The organism is Streptomyces sp. G45, from assembly GCF_049542095.1.
GTDB lineage: Bacteria > Actinomycetota > Actinomycetes > Streptomycetales > Streptomycetaceae > Streptomyces.
The window spans coordinates 3922447-3939708 of record NZ_JBMUZU010000001.1 but is presented as its reverse complement, the minus strand read 5'-3'; the positions used below and the strand labels follow the sequence as shown (position 1 = coordinate 3939708).

The following is a 17262-nucleotide window of genomic DNA, read 5'->3' as shown; positions in this document are numbered from 1 at the left end:
CCGCCGCAAGCAGCAGGATCACCCGGCGCGGGCCCGGCGGCCAGGACGGCTGGGCCATTGGGCTGACCGGGAACCGACCAGGAACCGACCGGGAACGGACCGGCAACCGACCGGGAAGCGTGCGACGGGCCTGTGGATAACTTCCCGGCCTGTCGGCGCGGGCGCCTATCGTGGAGTCAGTGGTCGAGGTGCGACGGGCGGAGGCACGGCGATGAGCGGGATCAGTGGGGTCGGCATGGCTGAGGTGGTGGAGAGCGACGCGCTGCGGACGCTCCACCGGGTGTTCGGGTACGACGCCTTCCGGGGCGAGCAAGAGGCGATCATCGAGCACGTGGTGGCGGGCGGTGACGCGGTCGTCCTCATGCCCACCGGCGGCGGCAAGTCGCTGTGCTACCAGATCCCGGCCCTGGTCAGACCCGGCACGGGCATCGTGGTGTCACCGCTGATCGCGCTGATGCAGGACCAGGTGGACGCGCTGCGGGCGCTCGGCGTGCGCGCGGGCTTCATCAACTCCACGCAGGACTTCGACGAGCGCAGGGTGGTCGAGGCCGAGCTGCTCGCGGGCGAGCTGGACGTGCTGTATCTGGCGCCGGAGCGGCTGCGCCTGGACACCACGCTCGACCTGCTGTCCCGGGCCAAGATCTCCGTCTTCGCGATCGACGAGGCGCACTGCGTGGCCCAGTGGGGCCATGACTTCCGGCCGGACTATCTGACGCTGTCCGTCCTCGGCGAGCGCTGGCCGGACGTCCCCCGCATCGCCCTGACGGCCACGGCCACCGACGCCACGCACCGCGAGATCACCCAGCGCCTGGCCATGCCCGACGCCCGGCACTTCGTGGCCAGCTTCGACCGGCCGAACATCCAGTACCGGATCGTGCCCAAGTCCGACCCGAAGAAGCAGCTGCTGACCTTCCTGAAGGAGGAGCACGAGGGCGACGCGGGCATCGTCTACTGCCTGTCGCGCAAGTCGGTGGAGCAGACCGCCGAGTTCCTCAGCGCCCACGGCATCGAGGCCGTGCCGTACCACGCGGGCCTGGACGGCGGCACGCGCGCCCGCCACCAGTCCCGCTTCCTGCGCGAGGAGGGCCTGGTCGTGGTCGCCACGATCGCGTTCGGCATGGGCATCGACAAGCCGGACGTCCGCTTCGTGGCCCACCTGGACCTGCCCAAGTCGGTCGAGGGGTACTACCAGGAGACGGGCCGCGCGGGCCGCGACGGCCTGCCGTCCACGGCCTGGATGGCGTACGGCCTCCAGGACGTCGTCCAGCAGCGCAAGCTGATCCAGTCCGGCGAGGGCGACGAGGCCTTCCGGCGCCGCTCGGCCGCCCACCTGGACGCGATGCTGGCGCTGTGCGAGACGGTCCAGTGCCGCCGCGCCCAGCTCCTGCGGTACTTCGGCCAGGACCCGACGGACGCCACGTGCGGGAACTGCGACACGTGCCTGCTCCCCCGGAGACCTGGGACGGCACGGTGGCCGCGCAGAAGGTGCTGTCCACGGTGGTGCGCCTCAAGCGCGAGCGCGGCCAGAAGTTCGGCACGGGCCAGATCGTGGACATCCTGCTCGGCCGCAAGACCGCCAAGGTCATCCAGTTCGACCACGACCAGCTCTCCGTGTACGGCATCGGCGGCGAGCTGAGCGAGGCCGAATGGCGGGGCGTCATCCGGCAGTTGCTCGCCCAGGGCCTCCTCGCCGTCGAGGGGGAGTACGGCACGCTGGTGCTCACCGACGAGAGCGCCTCCGTGCTGAACCGGCAGCGGGAGGTGCCGCTGCGCAAGGAGCCGAAGAAGCCCGCCGGGTCGGCGCGGTCCGCTCCACGGGGGAGCGCAAGGCCAAGGCCGCGGTGGCGGCGGCGGATCTGCCGGAGACCGCGGTGCCCGTCTTCGAGGCGCTGCGGGCGTGGCGGGCCGCGCAGGCCCGGGAGCAGGGGGTGCCCGCGTACGTCATCTTCCACGACGCGACGCTGCGGGAGATCGCGGTGGCGCGGCCCGCGTCCGTGGACGACCTCGGCGGGATCAGCGGCGTGGGGGAGAAGAAGCTGGCGACGTATGGGGAGGGGGTGCTGGAGGTGCTGGCGGAGGTGGACGGGTAGCTCTCGCGGGGCGCCCCGCGGTGTCCATGAGCGCGCTCCGCGCGCGGGCGCCCCGTTCCCGGTACCAGGGGGCGCGGGCCCCCTGGTACCCCCGTTCAGTGCCGCATCGCGACGGGACCCGTGGGAGGTCAGCGGGGCGGGGTCACGCGGCCCGTCACCTCGCCGAGACCGACCTTCGTGCCGCCGGGGCCGGGGGCCCACGCCGTGAGGGTGACCTCGTCGCCGTCCTCCAGGAACGTCCGCTTGCCGCTGGGGAGTTCGAGGGGGTCGCGGCCGTTCCAGGTCAGCTCGATGAGGGAGCCGCACTGGTGGCGGAGGGGCCGCTGACGGTGCCGGAGCCGTAGAGGTCGCCGGTGCGCAGGGAGGCGCCGTTGACGGTCATGTGGGCGAGCTGCTGGGCGGCGGTCCAGTAGACGGTGGAGAAGGGGGCTCGGAGATGACCTCGCCGTTGAGGGTGACGGTGATGCGCAGGTCGTAGCCGCTGGGCTCCTCGGCGGAGTCGTCCAGGTACGGAAGGAGCGGCTCGGTGCGCTCCGGCGGGGCGACCCGCGCCGACTCCAGCGCTTCCAGTGGCGTGACCCACGCCGAGACGGACGTGGCGAACGACTTGCCGAGGAACGGCCCGAGCGGGACGTACTCCCAGGCCTGGATGTCGCGGGCCGACCAGTCGTTGAGGAGGGTGAGGCCGAAGACGTGTTCGCGGAAGTCCCCGAGGGGCACGGGCGAGCCGAGCGCGGAGGGGGTGCCGACGACGAAGCCGACCTCCGCCTCGATGTCGAGCTTGGTGGTCGGGCCGAACACCGGCGCGGTGTCGGCGGGCGTCTTGCGCTGCCCGGTGGGGCGCACGATGTCCGTGCCGGAGACCACGACGGTGCCGGACCGGCCGTGGTAACCGATCGGCAGGTGCTTCCAGTTGGGGGTGAGCGGCGCCGGGGCGTCCGGGCGGAACATGCGGCCCAGGTTCGACGCGTGGTGCTCGGAGGCGTAGAAGTCGACGTAGTCGGCGACCTCGAACGGCAGGTGCAGGGTGACGTCGGACAGGGGGTGCAGCAGCGGGCGGATGACATCGCGGTGGGCCGGGACGGTCACCCAGGCGGTGAGGGCGCGGCGCACGTCGCGCCAGGCCGTGTGCCCGGCGGCGAGCAGCGGGTTGAGCGTGGGCCGGGCGAGCAGCGAGACATAGGGCGAGCCCAGGGCGGCCGCGGCGGCACCGGCGTCCAGGACGTGACCGCCGAGGCGGACGCCCACGCGGGGGCCTTCGGCCACGGCAGCGGAACCCGGCGCGGGGGCGGGCGCAGAACCGGACGGGCCCGACGCCGCCGGGGTGAAGACTCCGTAGGGAAGATTGTGCGGGCCGAAGGGGTCGCCCTCGGGGAGGTCGAGCGGGTTCTGCTCGGACATGCGTTCCTGCCTCGCTTTCAATCCGGGTGCCCCACACGTTACGTGGAAGCGTCCCGTTCGGGCAGTGTCTAAAGAGTTCGCAATGTCCGGATAAATCTCAGGTGGAGGGCTGGGTTCCGGGCCTAGGTTCCTCGCGGGGACGCGGACGGGGTGGGTCCGGGTCGGGGCTGAGGGGACGCGTGGGGGGACCCGTGACCAAGATCGGCGACGCGCTGCGGCCCGACCGCGAAGTGCCCGGCCTGATCGTGAAGTTCGGCGACTACCCGCTGCACCACGGCGGCGTCGGCGCGATACGCAGCCTCGGCCGTCTCGGCGTACCGATGTACGCCATCACGGAGGACCGGTACACGCCCGCCGCCGCCTCCCGCTACCTCACCCGCGCCTTCCCCTGGGCGACCACCGGCACGGAGGACCCGGGGTACCTGGTCGAGGGGCTGCTGCGGATCGGGCGGCGGATCGGGCGGCCCACGGTGCTCATCCCGACCGACGAGGAAGCGGCCGTACTGATCGCCGAGCACCAGCGGGAGCTGGCCGACGGCACCCGCTTCGGCGGCTTCCTCTTCCCGCGCGTCGAGGGCCCGCTGCCGCGCCGCCTGGCCAGCAAGCAGGGCCTGCACGAGCTGTGCGCGGAGCACGGCGTGACCACGCCGCGGTCGCTGAGCCCGCGCAGCCGCGCCGACGTCGAGGCGTTCGCCGCGAGCGCCCGCTTCCCCGTGGTGGCGAAGAACCGCGAGGCGTTCCAGCGCCGCGCGCGCCCCGCCGTCAACGGCACCACCCGGATCAACACCCCCGAATCCCTGCTCGGACTCGCGCGCGGCTGGGGCGAGCGGCCCGGGGTGATCCTCCAGGAGTACCTGCCGCGCGAGCAGGCCGAGGACTGGGTCGTGCACGCCTACTTCGACGAGAGCTGCACGCCGCTCGCGCTGTTCACCGGCGTGAAGGTCCGCTCCTGGCCGCCGCACGCGGGCATGACGGCGCTCGCGTACGTCGTCGACAACCCGGAACTCGCGGACAACGTCGCGCGTTTCATCAAACAGATCGGCTTCACCGGGATCGTCGACCTCGACATCCGCTTCGACCGCCGCGACAGCCGGTACAAACTGCTGGACTTCAACCCCCGCATGGGCGCCCAGTTCCGCCTCTTCGAGAGCGCCTCGGGCGTCGACGTCGTCCGAGCCATGCACCTGCACCTCACGGGCCGCCCCGTCCCGGAGGCCGAGCAGCGCGCGGGCCACCGCTACGTGGTCGAGAACATCGACCTGCCCGCCCTGATCGCGTACCACCGCAGCGGCTATGTGACGCCGCACGCGCCCGCCCGCGCGAGCGGCACGGAGCTGGCCTGGCTCGCCGCGGACGACCTGAAGCCGTTCTTCACCATGCTCGCGCGGTTCGTCCGGCCGGGGGCCAAGCACCTGTACGAGATGTGGCGCGCCCGCCGGGGCGCCGCCAGGACCGCCGGATAGCGCGATCCACACCACCCGCGCCATCCGCACGACCCGTACGACCCGCACCACTCGTGCCACCCGTACGACCCGCACCACTCGTGCCACCCGTACGACCCGCACCACTCGTGCCACCCGCACGAGCCGCATCACCCGCACCACCCGCGAAGTGACACCGTGTGCCGTGCGACGGCACGGCGCGCACGACGTCCTGGGGAGGGACTTCGTGATGGAACCAGTGGCAGTCATCGGGGCAGGCCCCTACGGCCTGTCCGCCGCGGCCCACCTGCGGGCCCGCGGCCTACCCGTCCGCGTCTTCGGCGACCCCATGGCGAGCTGGCGCTCCCGCATGCCCGCCGGGATGCTCCTGAAGTCGACGCCCGCCGCCTCGACCATCGACGCGCCGCAGCGCGGCCACACCCTCGCCGACTACTGCGTGGCGGCGGGCGTTCCGCGCCTGGTCAGGGACGAGGACCTGATCCCGGTGGAGACGTTCGTCGGGTACGGGCAGTGGTTCCAGGAGAAGCTCGTGCCCGACCTGGAGCGCGTGCGGGTCGTGTCCGTGGACCGCGGGGGCACCGGCGGCTTCGAGCTGAAGCTGGACTCGGGCGAGCAGTTCACGGCCCGCGCGGTCGTCGTCGCCACCGGCCTCACCGGCCTCGCGCAGCTCCCGCCCGTGCTCGCCGCCGCCGTGCCCGACGGCCCCGCCCCCGCGGCCCCGCTCTCGCACAGCGCCCAGCACCACGACCTCACGCGGTACGAGGGCGCGGACCTGCTGGTCGTCGGCGCGGGCCAGTCCGCCCTGGAGACCGCCGTGCTCGCCGCGGAGGCGGGGGCGCGGGTGCGGGTGGTGGCGCGCGGCAGGCGGGCCGTGGCGTTCGGCGGGCCGCCGTGGGAGCAGCCCCGGCTGCGCCCGGCGTCGCCGTTCGGCCGCGCCTGGTCGCTGTACGCGCTCAGCCGCCACGCCGACCTCTACCGCCACCTGCCGTCGGCCGTCCGGCACTTCCTCGCCCGCCGCGTCCTCGGCCCGCTCGGCGCGTGGTGGCTGCGTGAGCGCTACGAGGACCAGGTCGAGACACACGAGGTGCGGTGCGTCACCAGCGCCTGGGTCCGCGAGGGCCGACCGGTCCTGATGGTCGAGTCGCTCGGCGGGCGCCCCCGCGAGCTGACCGCCGACCACGTCATCGCCGCCACGGGCTACCGCGTCGACGTCGCCGCCCTCAGCTTCCTCGAACCGGGGCTGCGCGCCCGCATGGCCGTCAGCCGGGGCACGCCCCGGCTCGGCGCGGGGTACGCATCGTCGATCCCGGGCCTGTACTTCACGGGCATGCTGGCCGGGTCGTCGTACGGGCCGCTGATGCGGTTCGTGTGCGGTACGGAGTACGCGTCGCCGCGGATCGCGCGGCACATCGCGGCGGCCTACGACTGAAGGGGGCGCGCGGGGAGGGCCGGGCTACCGGTGGTCGGCGGGCATCGGGGCGGGCTTGGCGGCGCGCATCCGCTCCGGCGTCCAGTACTCGGCCGCCGAGGACGGCGCGTGCTCGATCCGCTTGCCGACCGAGACGTCCGGCTTGGCCCCCGGAGCGGGGCGGCCGCCCGCGTCCGAGTCCGCCGCCGACGCCTGCCAGGCGAGCCCCGCCGTGAGCAGCGCGACAGCGCTCGCGGTGCCGAGGGCGAGCGTGCGGGTCCGGCGGGTGCCAGGGAGTGCCATGTCGTTCCTTGTCGTCGTGTACGGGCCGTCGTGTACAGGTCGTCCGTGTACGGGACGTCGCGTACGGGGCGTGAGGCGCGGTGGCCGACGGCTGGCGGCTGTCGGCGGCTCCCGCGTACTCCTGGGACGTGGACGGACGCCGGAAGGTTCCAGGACGCACGGGACGCGGGCGGGGTGGATGTCAACGAGCCGCACACCCCGGGCAGTTCGGATTGACGGCCGCCACGGGGGGCCGCCGGGCCCGCTCGGGCCGCCCTGACCGGGGCGGAGCCGGTCCGCGGCCGCCGGTCCTGTGCCGGTGCCGCCCCCGCGCGCCCCGCCTCGTTCCGGTGAACCGGGAGCGGGCGGCGGCACCCAGCGCGCGACGGCACCTCCGGCGCGTATGAACGGGGCCCTGCCTCCGCACGACCAGCCGACCGCCGGTAGTGCGCCGGGCGCGACGGAACCGTCACAGCTCCTGTCACTCGGCTTACCGGCGGGGCTCGGATCCGTATTCTTCGGATCATGGCCGCTCCCCTCGCATATGCCCTCATCGCCACTGACCTGGACGGGACCTTGCTCCGCCACGACGACACCGTCTCCGACCGGTCGCGCAGGGCACTGGCCGCCGCGCGCGAGAGCGGAGCACGGCACCTCGTCGTCACCGGCCGCCCCGCGCCCCGCGTGCGCCCGCTCTTCGACGACCTCGGCTACGACGGCCTCGCGGTGTGCGGGCAGGGCGCCCAGGTCTACGACGCCGGGAGCGACCGCATGGTGTCGTCGGTGACCCTGGAGCGAGAGCTGGCGGAGGTCGCGCTCGGCAAGATCGAGGCGGAGGTCGGGCAGGTCTTCGCGGCCGTCGACCAGGACGGCGTCGACGGTCTGACGCTGATCGAGCCCGGGTACGAGATGCCGCACCCGACGCTGCCCGCCGTGCGCGTGCCCGGCCGGAGCGTGCTGTGGGAGGAGCCGATCAGCAAGGTGCTGCTGCGGCACCCCACGCTCGCCGACGACGAGTTGGCGGCGGTCGCCCGAGGCGTCGTGGGGCACCTCGCCACCGTGACCATGTCCGGGCCCGGCACCGTGGAGCTCCAGCCGTGCGGGGTCACCAAGGCCACCGGACTCGCCCTGGCGGCCGAGCGGCTCGGCCTGCGCGCCGAGGACACCCTGGCCTTCGGTGACATGCCCAACGACATCCCCATGTTCGCCTGGGCGCGGCGCGGTGTGGCCATGGCCAACGCCCACCGCGAACTCAAGGCCGTCGCGGACGAATTGACGGCGTCCAACGAGGAGGACGGGATCGCCGTGGTCCTGGAGCGCCTGCTCGCCGATGGCCGGATTTCGGCGGGTGCCGCGCGGCGCGCCTGAGGGTACCCGGCCTCGTACACCCCGACGGATGTCCTCGTACACCGTGACCGATGTCAGTGACTGATCTCTCACTCAGCGTGGCCTCGCGGCACACGCCGGGGTCGTGTGGTCCGCTCTCCGGGTGGACGGGACGTGGACGGGACACGGAATACGGGAACGGCATGTGGGACGCATGGTTCCCTGGGTGTTATTTCGGTCATTCCATGCCTATCGGGCAGGGTGGTCCCCTCTGGCCGGGCGGGCGCTGGCTGTGATCGAAAGGCGACCGGATACGCTGACTTGAGTGATGGCAGCGACACATCGACAAACCGTGTCATCGACGAATGATCGACCGAGTGATCGACTTGTGATCGTCAGCAGACAGGAGAACCCCTCGTGACCGTCGTCGGGCCCTTCGGGCTGAGCGTGCGGGACCAGGCTCTCGAAGCCGATGTCCAGGCCGGATTGGCGGCTGTCGAGGAGGGCCTGCTTGAGGCCACCAAGAGCGAGGTGCCGTTCATCACGGAGGCCGCGCAGCACCTGGTGCGCGCGGGTGGCAAACGTTTTCGGCCACTCCTCGTGATGCTGGCGGCCCAGTTCGGCGACCCGTACGCGCCGGGGATCGTGCCGTCCGCGGTGGTCGTGGAGCTCACGCACCTGGCGACGCTGTACCACGACGACGTGATGGACGAGGCCGACGTGCGCCGCGGCGTGCCCAGCGCCAACCAGCGCTGGGGCAACTCGGTGGCCGTCCTCACCGGCGACTTCCTGTTCGCCCGCGCCTCCCACATCCTGGCCGACCTCGGGCCCGAGGCCGTCCGCATCCAGGCCGAGGCCTTCGAGCGCCTGGTCACCGGGCAGATCCTGGAGACCGCGGGGCCGCGCGACGGGCGCGACCCGGTCGACCACTACCTGGAGGTCATCGGCGGCAAGACCGGCTCGCTGATCGCCGTCGCGGGCCGCTTCGGCGCGATGATGTCCGGGGCGGACGAGACGGTCGTCGACGTCCTCACCCAGTACGGCGAGCGGCTCGGCGTCGCCTTCCAGCTCGCCGACGACGTGCTCGACATCGCCTCCGACTCCACCGAGTCCGGCAAGACGCCGGGTACGGACCTGCGCGAGGGCATTCCCACGCTGCCGGTGCTGCGGCTGCGGGAGCGGGTGGCCCGGCTCGGGCTCGCCGAGGACATGGCGCTGTGCGAGCTGCTCGACTCCGACCTCACCGATGACGGGCGGCACGCGGAGGCGTTGGCGCGGCTGCGGGCGCATCCCGCGTTGGAGCAGGCTCGGCGGGATACCGTGCGGTATGCCGAGGAGGCTCGGGCCGCGTTGGCTCCCCTTCCTGAAGGGGAGGCCAAGGCCTCGCTGGTCGAGCTCTGTGACCTGGTGGTCCACCGCGCGGGCTGACCCCCCTGGCCGGGGGGTCGTGTTGCCGCCTTGGGGGGCCTCTCCCTTCCCACCCGCCCGCCCGTGACCGCCTGGCTGCGCGGGCGGGCGCCCCTTGCGGGGGGCTGATCGCCGTTGGCGTCTGCCGCTTCGTGGGTGGTTGCTTCTCCCACCCGCCCGCCCGTTGCTGTCTGGCTGTGCGGGTGGGCGCCCCTTGCGGGGGTTGATCGCCGTTGGCGTCTGCCGCTTCGTGGGTGGTTGCTTCTCCCACCCGCCCGCCCGTGACTGCCTGGCTGTGCGGGTGGGCGTCTCCTGTGGGGGTTGAGCGCCGTCGGCGGGTGCGGGGCTTGGCCGCGCGTGCCCGCAGGCGCCGACGGTGCTCAACCACCGGTAGGAGCGTCCACGTCTCGCGAGGGCGGTAACGGGCGGGCGGGTGGGAAAGAGGATGCCGCGCGGAGCGGTAGTCGCCGACGGTGCTCAGCCCCCGGGAGGGGCGGTCACGTCCTGCGAGGGCGGTGACGGGCGGGCGGGTGGGAAAGAGGATGCCGCGCGGAGCGGTAGTCGCCGACGGTGCTCAGCCACCGGGAGGGGCGGTCACGTCCTGCGAGGGCGGTGACGGGCGGGCGGGTGGGAAAGAGGATGCCGCGCGGAGCGGTAGTCGCCGACGGTGCTTAGCTCCCGGCAGGGGCGGTCACGTCCTGCGAGGGCAGTCACGGGCGGGCGGGTGGGAGAAGGCCGCCCACGGAGCGGTAGTCGTCGGCGGTGCTCTGGTTGACGGGTGGGGGGTGGCGTCCCCTACGGGATGGGGGAGGGGGTGGGGCCGGGGGTCATCCCGGAGGCGTACGCGGAGTTGCTTCCGGGGGCTGACGCTTCCGGCTGGCCGATTTGGTCGGATGGAGACAGTCGAAGTCCCGCGGGGACAACCACTCCTGACCAATTCGGGTGAGAATGGCGGCGAGGGGTGGACGAGTGCGCCGAGCACACGGTCAGATCGCGACGCCGCCGCCGACCACGGAGGTAAGGCACACCATGGCACCGTACGAACCGGAACAGGGCACCACCGAAGCCGGGGACCAGGACGTGGCCCGCCGCAAGGCGGCGCGTTACGTCGTCCCGTTCGCGGTGGCGGGGGTGGCGGCGGCGACCATCGGGCTCGTCCCGGCGCTCGCCTCATCGGGCGACCCGGATCTGCCGGACGTCACCGCTCAGGAACTCATCGAGAAGATCGCCGCGTCGGACACCGAGCAGCTGTCCGGCACCGTGAAGATCAACACCGACCTCGGCCTGCCGTCCTTCGCCTCCGGCGCGATCGGCGGCTTCGCCCCGGGCGCGGGCGGCGGCGCCGACCGCGGCGACGTAAACAAGGGGGACAAGGGCGGCAAGGGCTCCGCCGCGGACCCCAAGAGCCAGCTGATGCGCCTGGCGTCCGGCTCGCACACGCTGCGCGTCGCGGCCGACGGCCCGGACCGGCAGAAGCTCTCCGTCCTCGACGACGCCGCCGAGTACAGCCTGATCCACAACGGCGACGACGTGTGGGCGTACGACAGCGCCTCGAACGAGGCGTACCACGCGAAGGACGAGGGCCGGGACCAGCGCGAGGGCCACGGCAAGGCCAAGGGCGGGGACTTCCCCGCCACGCCGAGGGAGTTCGCGCGCCAGGCCCTGAAGGCCGCCGACGAGTCCGCCACGACCGTGAAGGTCGACGGCACCGCGCAGGTCGCGGGCCGCGACGCCTACCGCCTGGTGATCAAGCCGAAGGCCTCGGACAGCACGGTCGGCCAGATCACGGTCGCGGTCGACGAGAAGACCGGTACGCCGCTGAAGTTCACGCTGAGCCCGGCCGGTGGCGGCGCCGCGGTCCTCGACGCGGGCTTCACCAAGGTCGACTTCGGCAAGCCGTCCGGGGCCACCTTCGACTTCACGCCCCCGAAGGGCACCAAGGTCACCGAGGCGGACGGCGAGCGCGCGGGGCACGAGGGCAAGGACTTCAAGGGGCCCAAGGACTTCAAGGGTCCCAAGGACCTCAAGGGGCACAAGGGCTTCAAGGGCGAGGAGCCCAAGGTCAACGTCATCGGCGAAGGGTGGACGGCGATCGCCGAGGTGAAGGTGCCCGGCGGCCGGGGCCTGCCGACCGCCGGTTCCGGTGACGTCCCGGCGGACGCGCGGAAGTTCCTGGACTCCCTCGGGGACAAGGTCAGCGGCGAGTTCGGCTCGGGCACGGTCTTCAAGACCCGCCTGATCAACGCGCTGGTCACCGACGACGGCCGGGTGTACGCGGGCGCGGTCACCAAGGACGCCCTGGTCAAGGCCGCCAACGCGGCCAGCTGACGGTAACTCCGCGGCGGATCCGAGGTGCCGGGCCGGGCACCTCGGATCCGCCGCGGCGCTGACCGGCCGGACCGGCCGGTCAGCCGGACTACGGGAGGAAGTGCCGGTGCCGAGCACCAACGGGGACCCACGCGGCAGCGTGATCGAGACCTCCGCGCTGACCAAGCGCTACGGCAAGCACGCGGCCGTGGACAGCCTGAGCCTCACCGTGCCCCGCGGCAGCGTCTTCGGCTTCCTGGGTCCCAACGGCTCCGGCAAGACCACCACCATCCGCATGCTGATGGGGCTGATCGAGCCGACCTCGGGCCGGGCGACGGTCCTCGGCCGCCCCATGCCGCGCGCCCAGCGCGCCGTGCTGCCGCGGGTGGGCGCGCTCATCGAGGGCCCCGCCCTGTACGGCTTCCTGACCGGCCGGGAGAACCTGCTCCGCTTCGACGCCGCCGACCCGACGGCGGACCCGCGCACCCGCCGCGCCCGCGCCGAGGCCGCCCTGGACCGGGTGGGCCTGACGGCCGCCGCGGGCAAGAAGGCGAAGGCGTACTCGCTGGGCATGAAGCAGCGCCTGGGGCTCGCCGTGGCGCTGCTCCAGCCGCGTGAGCTGCTGGTCCTCGACGAGCCGACGAACGGCCTCGACCCGCAGGGCATGCGGGAGATCCGCGCCCTGGTGCGGGAGCTGGCCTCCGACGGCACGACGGTCTTCCTCTCCTCGCACCTGCTGGACGAGATCGAGCAGGTGTGCACGCACGCGGCGGTGATGGCGCGGGGCCGCCTGATCACGCAGGGCCCGGTCGAGGAGCTGGCGGCGGGCGCGCGCGGGCGGCTCGTCGTGACGACGCCGGACACCGCTGACGCCGCCCGCGTCCTGAAGGAGTGCGGGGTCGCGGACGTCGAGGCCGCTGAGGGCCGGGTCATGGGCGAGCCGCCCGCGTCCCAGGCGGTGCTCGACCTGGCCGACGTGAACGCGGCCCTCGTCAAGGCGGGCGTCCGCGTCCGCGGCTTCGGCGTCGAACGCGCCTCCCTGGAGGACGCGTTCGTGGCGCTGACGGGGGAGGGCTTCGATGTCGCGGGCTGAGCGGCGTACGACCGCGCCCCGGACCGCGGCGGCGGGGAACGGCATGGCGGTAGGCGAGGGCGCGAGGGCGAGGCGGCTGACGTGAGCGAGACGACCAGGACCCCCGAGGAGGCCGGGGCGACCCCCGAGGAGGCCGGGGCGAGCCCCCGGGCGGCCGGAGTGGCCGCCGGGGCGGGCGGCGCGGGTGGCGTCGGCGCCCCGGGCGGTGCCGGGAGCCGGGCGGCGAGCCCGCTGTGGTCCCTCGGCCTGTTCCGCAGCGAGCTGTCCGTGACGTTCCGCCGCTGGCGCACCCTCGCGCTGCTCGCGGTCCTCGCCGCCGTACCGATCGTGGTCGGCATCGCCGTGAAGATCGAGACGAGCGACGGCGGCTCGGTCAGCGCGGGCGGGCCGGACGGCGAGGGCCCGGCGTTCATCGCGCAGGTCACCAACAACGGCCTGTTCCTGGTCTTCACGGCGCTCGCGGCGACGCTGCCGTTCTTCCTGCCGATGGCGATCGGCGTCGTCGCGGGCGACGCGATCGCGGGCGAGGCGAGCGCGGGCACACTGCGCTACCTGCTGGTGGCGCCCGCGGGCCGCACCCGCCTGCTGCTCGCCAAGTACGCGACCACGCTGGCGTTCTGCCTGGTCGCCACCCTCGTCGTGGCCGCGTCCGCGCTCGCCGTCGGGGCGCTGCTCTTCCCGCTCGGCGAGGTCACGACGATCTCCGGGACGCGCATCAGCTTCGCCGAGGGGCTGCTGCGCGCGCTGCTGATCGCGCTGGTCGTCACGGCGTCGCTGATCGGCGTGGCCGCGCTCGGGATCTTCGTGTCGACGCTGACCAGCAGCGGCATCGCGGCGATGGCGACGACCGTGGGCCTGCTGATCACCGTCCAGATCGTCGACCAGATCCCGCAGCTGCACGCCATCCACCCGTATCTGTTCCCGCACTACTGGCTGTCCTTCGCGGACCTGATGCGCGATCCGGTCTACTGGGACGAGCTGGTGAAGAACCTGGGGCTCCAGGCGCTGTACGCGGGCGTGTTCGGCTCGGCGGCATGGGCGCGGTTCGGCGCGAAGGACATCGCCAGCTAGCGGCCGGTCACTGGGTGGCGAAGGGGAAGCGGGCGACCTCCGGTTCCCGGTGGAAGAAGGTCTTGGCGCGGGCCAGCGCGGCGTCGTCGTCCAGGACCTGGCCGGGCCGGGTGCCGTTGCCGAGCAGGACGCCGCCGAAGCGCATCGGGAAGTACGCGGCGGAGTAGCGCAGGGTGCCGATCAGCGGGTCCGCGGCCTCCTCCTCGGGGTGCGCGAGGGCGGTGACGCCCCACAGGGTGCGCTGCTGCATCTTCTCCTTGAAGTCCAGGCCGGGGACCTCCAGCCAGGCGTCCCAGAAGTCCAGGTAGCGCTTGGTGGTGGCCGACACCGAGTACCAGTACAGCGGGGACGCGAGGACGATGTCCGTGGCGGCGAGGGTGGCGTCCAGGAGCAGCGACTCGTGGGTGTTCTCCGGGACGACGCGGGCGCGGGCGTGGCGCTCGTCGTGGCGCAGGTCGTCGAAGTCGGGCAGCGGGTGGTCGTCCAGGTGCAGCCAGCGCTGCTCGGTGTCGGCGGGCAGCTGCTCGGCGGCCTTGCGGGCGAGCAGTTCGGTGTTGCCGTCCCGGCGGGAGCTGCCGAGGACGAACAGGAACGAGCGGGTCATGGGTCCCCCAGGGCGCGGTGCTGACGACGAACGCTTGCGCGTGCACTATATGCACGCGCAAGCATCGTCGTCCAGGGGCGCGGGGGGCGCGTGGCGTACGGGGCGCGCGCGGCGCCCGGCCCGTGTGCTACGCCGACAGGCCCCACACCGCGTACGCCAGCGCGTCGGCGCTGCGGTCCAGCGCGGTGGTGTTGATGTTCGTCGTGGTGTCGCACGACGAGTGGTAGCAGCGGTCGAAGGCCTGACCGGCCGTGCCGCCCCACTTCTGGGCCTGTGCGGCGGTCTTGGCGCTGCTCGCGCCGGTGCCGATGCCGCCGACGGGGATGCCCGCGCTCTTGAACGGGGCGTGGTCGGAGCGGCCGTCGCCCTCGCGCTCCGGCTCGGTGCTCACGCCGACGGTCGCGTAGTAGTCCTTGAAGGTCTTCTCGATGGCCGGGTTGTCGTCGTACACGAAGTAGCCCGCGTTCGGCGAGCCGACCATGTCGAGGTTGAGGTAGCCCTTGATCTTGGTGCGCTCGGCGGCGGGCAGGGTCGACACGTAGTTGCGCGAGCCGACCATGCCCAGCTCCTCCGCGCCCCACCAGGCGAACCGCAGGTGCTTGGTGGGCTTGTACTGCTCGCGGGCGACCGCGAGCGCGGTCTCCAGGACGGCCGCCGAGCCCGAGCCGTTGTCGTTGATGCCCGCGCCGCGGCTGACGCTGTCGAGGTGCGCGCCCGCCATGACGACCTGGTTGGCGTCGCCGCCGGGCCAGTCGGCGATCAGGTTGTAGCCGACCCGGCCGCTGGCGGTGAACTGCTTGACGCTGGTGGTGAATCCGGCGGCGTCCAGCTTGCCCTTGATGTAGTCGATCGAGGCGCGGTAGCCCGTGCTGCCGTGGGCGCGGTGGCCGCCGTTGGCGGAGGCGATGGACTGGAGCTGCGTCAGGTGCGCCTTGACGTTGGCCACCGGGATGTCGGGGGCGGCGGCGCGCGCGGGGGTGCCGGTTTCCGGCGACGCGGTGGAGACGGCGCTGGACGCGAGGAGTCCGGCGACGGCCAGGGCCGCGGCGGCGGCGCTGCGTGCGGGTACGGAGAGTCTCATGTGGGGGGCTCCGGCTTCCGTGAGTCAACGCTCGTACGGACGGCTCGTTCGGTCCCGAGCCGGACTCTGCGCGAGCCGAACCCCGAACGAGCCTTTCGAACGAGCCTGGAGTGCCTGATGGTGGAGCCCTGATGAGTTCACGTCAAGAGCGGGATCCGGACGGATGGTTCCGCATTCCGGTGAGAGGCGTCGGCGTCGGGCGGACGTACACGTTCCAGTCCGGGGCGTAGGTGTCGGGCACGCGGACGTGCCGCCAGGCCCGCGCCCAGGGCGGGGGCGGCGCCTCGCGCAGCACCAGGGCCGTGGGCCGCCGCCCGGCCTCGCGGCCCGCGGGTTCGCAGCCCGCCACGTACGCCAGCGGGATCTCGGAGGCGCTGGCGCGCAGCAGACAGGGCGCGCGCACGCCGTGGGCGCGCAGGACATCGGCCACACGCTCCCAGTCCTCGCGGGCCGAGCCCTGGACGCGGGCACTCCCGGCGGTGAGGACCACCTGGGCCAGCAGATGGCCGAACAGGGCGAGCCCGAGCAGCCCGCCGGTCAGCGCGGGCAGCCGCGCCCCGAGCCCGGCCGCGCGCCGCACCTCCCGCACCCCCTGAGCCCTCTGCACCTCCTGCGCCCCCTGAGCCCTCTGCGCCCCCCGCGCCCAGCGCGCCACCGCCAGCACCCCGAGCGCCGCCGGGACGGCCAGCAGGGCGTGCGCGGGCAGCAGGAAGCGCGGTGCCGCGTACGGCACGAACAGCACGTACGGCAGCGCGGCCGCCACCGCGGTCGCCACGGCGAGCAGGCCCGCCGCGGCCGTGCGCCGCGCCCCGCGCGCCGACCACAGCCCCACCGGGACCAGGACGGCGAGCAGCAGCCACCACTCCAGCGCGAACGGCCGCACCCCGTCGCCCGCGCAGGGGCGGCACAGCAGCGGCCCGTCGATGGTCGTGAACTGGTGCAGCGCCGAGTCCGTCAGACGCAGCCCGCCCTGTACGGCACTGGCCTCGTCCAACCGTTCGCGAACGCCACCGAAGCGGGCGTACGCCTCCACCGCCCACGGCACGAAACCCGCGCCGACGCCGCCCAGGACCGCGAGCGCGCGCCCCCAGGAGCGCCACGCCGGGACGAGCGCCGCGGCGAGCAGCAGCGGCAGGGCCACCGCGCCGCCGTCGTTGGGCCGCATCAGCGTGGCGACGGCGACGCCCGCGCCGACGCCGAGGCAGGCGCGCGGCCCGGGGCGCGCCCGCACGAAGAGGCCGACGGCAGCGGCGGCGCCCATGGCCGTGTAGTGGTTCGGCATCGCCGCGCTCGCGTAGAACAGGGCGATCCACAGGCCGCCGTACAGCCCGGCGGCCACGGCCGCGGCCTCCGGCGCGCGCGGCACCGCCCGCAGCCAGGGCCGGAAGCCCAGGTAGAGCGCGGCGGTCGCGAGCAGCGTCAGCCATGCCCGCAGCAGCACGACCGAGTCGCTCCAGGCGGCGACCGGCGCGAGCAGCAGCGGCACGCCCCGGGTCCTGGGCGCGCTGAACGGCACCCCCGGGCCGTCCGGCGCGAACGGGCCGAAGCGGCTCGCGTAGACGATCTCGTCCCAGCCGAGGCGCAGTCCGAGCGGTACGAGCGTGAGGGACGCCAGGGCGAACAGGGCGCACGCGGCGAGCAGCAGCCGGTGGGCGCGACGTTCGCGGTCGCGACGCGAGACGGTCCTGGGCTCCGCTTTCCGCTCGTTTGTACGGGACATCCTCCCACCGTAAGGAAGGCGACCGCCGAC

The 17262-nt window shown here is 73.5% G+C and carries 11 protein-coding genes and 2 pseudogenes; 8 read left to right on the top strand and 5 right to left on the bottom strand.

Features of this window, described 5'->3' with window-relative positions; genetic code table 11:
* Positions 1-211 precede the first annotated feature (211 nt).
* Positions 212-2087, top strand: a pseudogene (recQ, locus tag ACOBQU_RS16070) (DNA helicase RecQ); the annotation flags it as partial.
* 131 nt (positions 2088-2218) lie between these two features.
* On the opposite strand, the pseudogene fahA reads toward recQ, so the two are convergent.
* Positions 2219-3491: pseudogene (gene fahA, locus ACOBQU_RS16065) on the bottom strand (fumarylacetoacetase).
* A 191-nt stretch (positions 3492-3682) separates the two neighbouring features.
* On the opposite strand from fahA, the gene ACOBQU_RS16060 reads away from it, so the two are divergent.
* Positions 3683-4954 (top strand): ATP-grasp domain-containing protein, encoded by a 1272-nt coding sequence (locus tag ACOBQU_RS16060; protein ID WP_423627647.1) that lies wholly within the window; start codon positions 3683-3685, stop codon positions 4952-4954.
* 208 nt (positions 4955-5162) lie between these two features.
* Positions 5163-6362, top strand: coding sequence for an FAD-dependent oxidoreductase (locus ACOBQU_RS16055; protein ID WP_423627645.1), 1200 nt, complete (start codon positions 5163-5165; stop codon positions 6360-6362).
* A gap of 24 nt (positions 6363-6386) precedes the next feature.
* Here ACOBQU_RS16055 and ACOBQU_RS16050 read toward each other — a convergent pair whose 3' ends face one another.
* Entirely contained in the window at positions 6387-6644 is a 258-nt protein-coding gene (locus ACOBQU_RS16050; protein ID WP_423627643.1) for a hypothetical protein, read from the bottom strand.
* A gap of 504 nt (positions 6645-7148) precedes the next feature.
* Here ACOBQU_RS16050 and ACOBQU_RS16045 point away from each other — a divergent pair.
* From ACOBQU_RS16045 to ACOBQU_RS16025, 5 genes are all read left to right on the top strand, one after another.
* A complete protein-coding gene (locus tag ACOBQU_RS16045) occupies positions 7149-7991 on the top strand; it encodes an HAD family hydrolase (protein ID WP_423627641.1) in 843 nt (280 codons plus the stop codon).
* A gap of 375 nt (positions 7992-8366) precedes the next feature.
* The gene (locus ACOBQU_RS16040) at positions 8367-9377 is read left to right on the top strand and encodes a polyprenyl synthetase family protein (RefSeq protein WP_423627639.1); all 1011 of its coding nucleotides are present in this window, start codon (positions 8367-8369) and stop codon (positions 9375-9377) included.
* A 1008-nt stretch (positions 9378-10385) separates the two neighbouring features.
* The gene (locus tag ACOBQU_RS16035) at positions 10386-11684 is read left to right on the top strand and encodes a LolA family protein (RefSeq protein WP_423627638.1); all 1299 of its coding nucleotides are present in this window, start codon (positions 10386-10388) and stop codon (positions 11682-11684) included.
* Positions 11685-11790: 106 nt separating this feature from the next.
* Positions 11791-12756, top strand: coding sequence for an ABC transporter ATP-binding protein (locus ACOBQU_RS16030; RefSeq protein WP_423627636.1), 966 nt, complete (start codon positions 11791-11793; stop codon positions 12754-12756).
* Between the two features lie 159 nt (positions 12757-12915).
* Positions 12916-13827, top strand: a complete 912-nt coding sequence (locus ACOBQU_RS16025; RefSeq protein WP_423634525.1) for an ABC transporter permease — start codon at positions 12916-12918, stop codon at positions 13825-13827.
* A gap of 7 nt (positions 13828-13834) precedes the next feature.
* Here ACOBQU_RS16025 and ACOBQU_RS16020 read toward each other — a convergent pair whose 3' ends face one another.
* From ACOBQU_RS16020 to ACOBQU_RS16010, 3 genes are all read right to left on the bottom strand, one after another.
* Entirely contained in the window at positions 13835-14431 is a 597-nt protein-coding gene (locus ACOBQU_RS16020; RefSeq protein WP_423627634.1) for a flavodoxin family protein, read from the bottom strand.
* A 127-nt stretch (positions 14432-14558) separates the two neighbouring features.
* Positions 14559-15512, bottom strand: coding sequence for a M28 family metallopeptidase (locus ACOBQU_RS16015; protein ID WP_423627632.1), 954 nt, complete (start codon positions 15510-15512; stop codon positions 14559-14561).
* A 142-nt stretch (positions 15513-15654) separates the two neighbouring features.
* A complete protein-coding gene (locus ACOBQU_RS16010; RefSeq protein WP_423627630.1) occupies positions 15655-17232 on the bottom strand; it encodes a hypothetical protein in 1578 nt (525 codons plus the stop codon).
* Positions 17233-17262 lie beyond the last annotated feature (30 nt).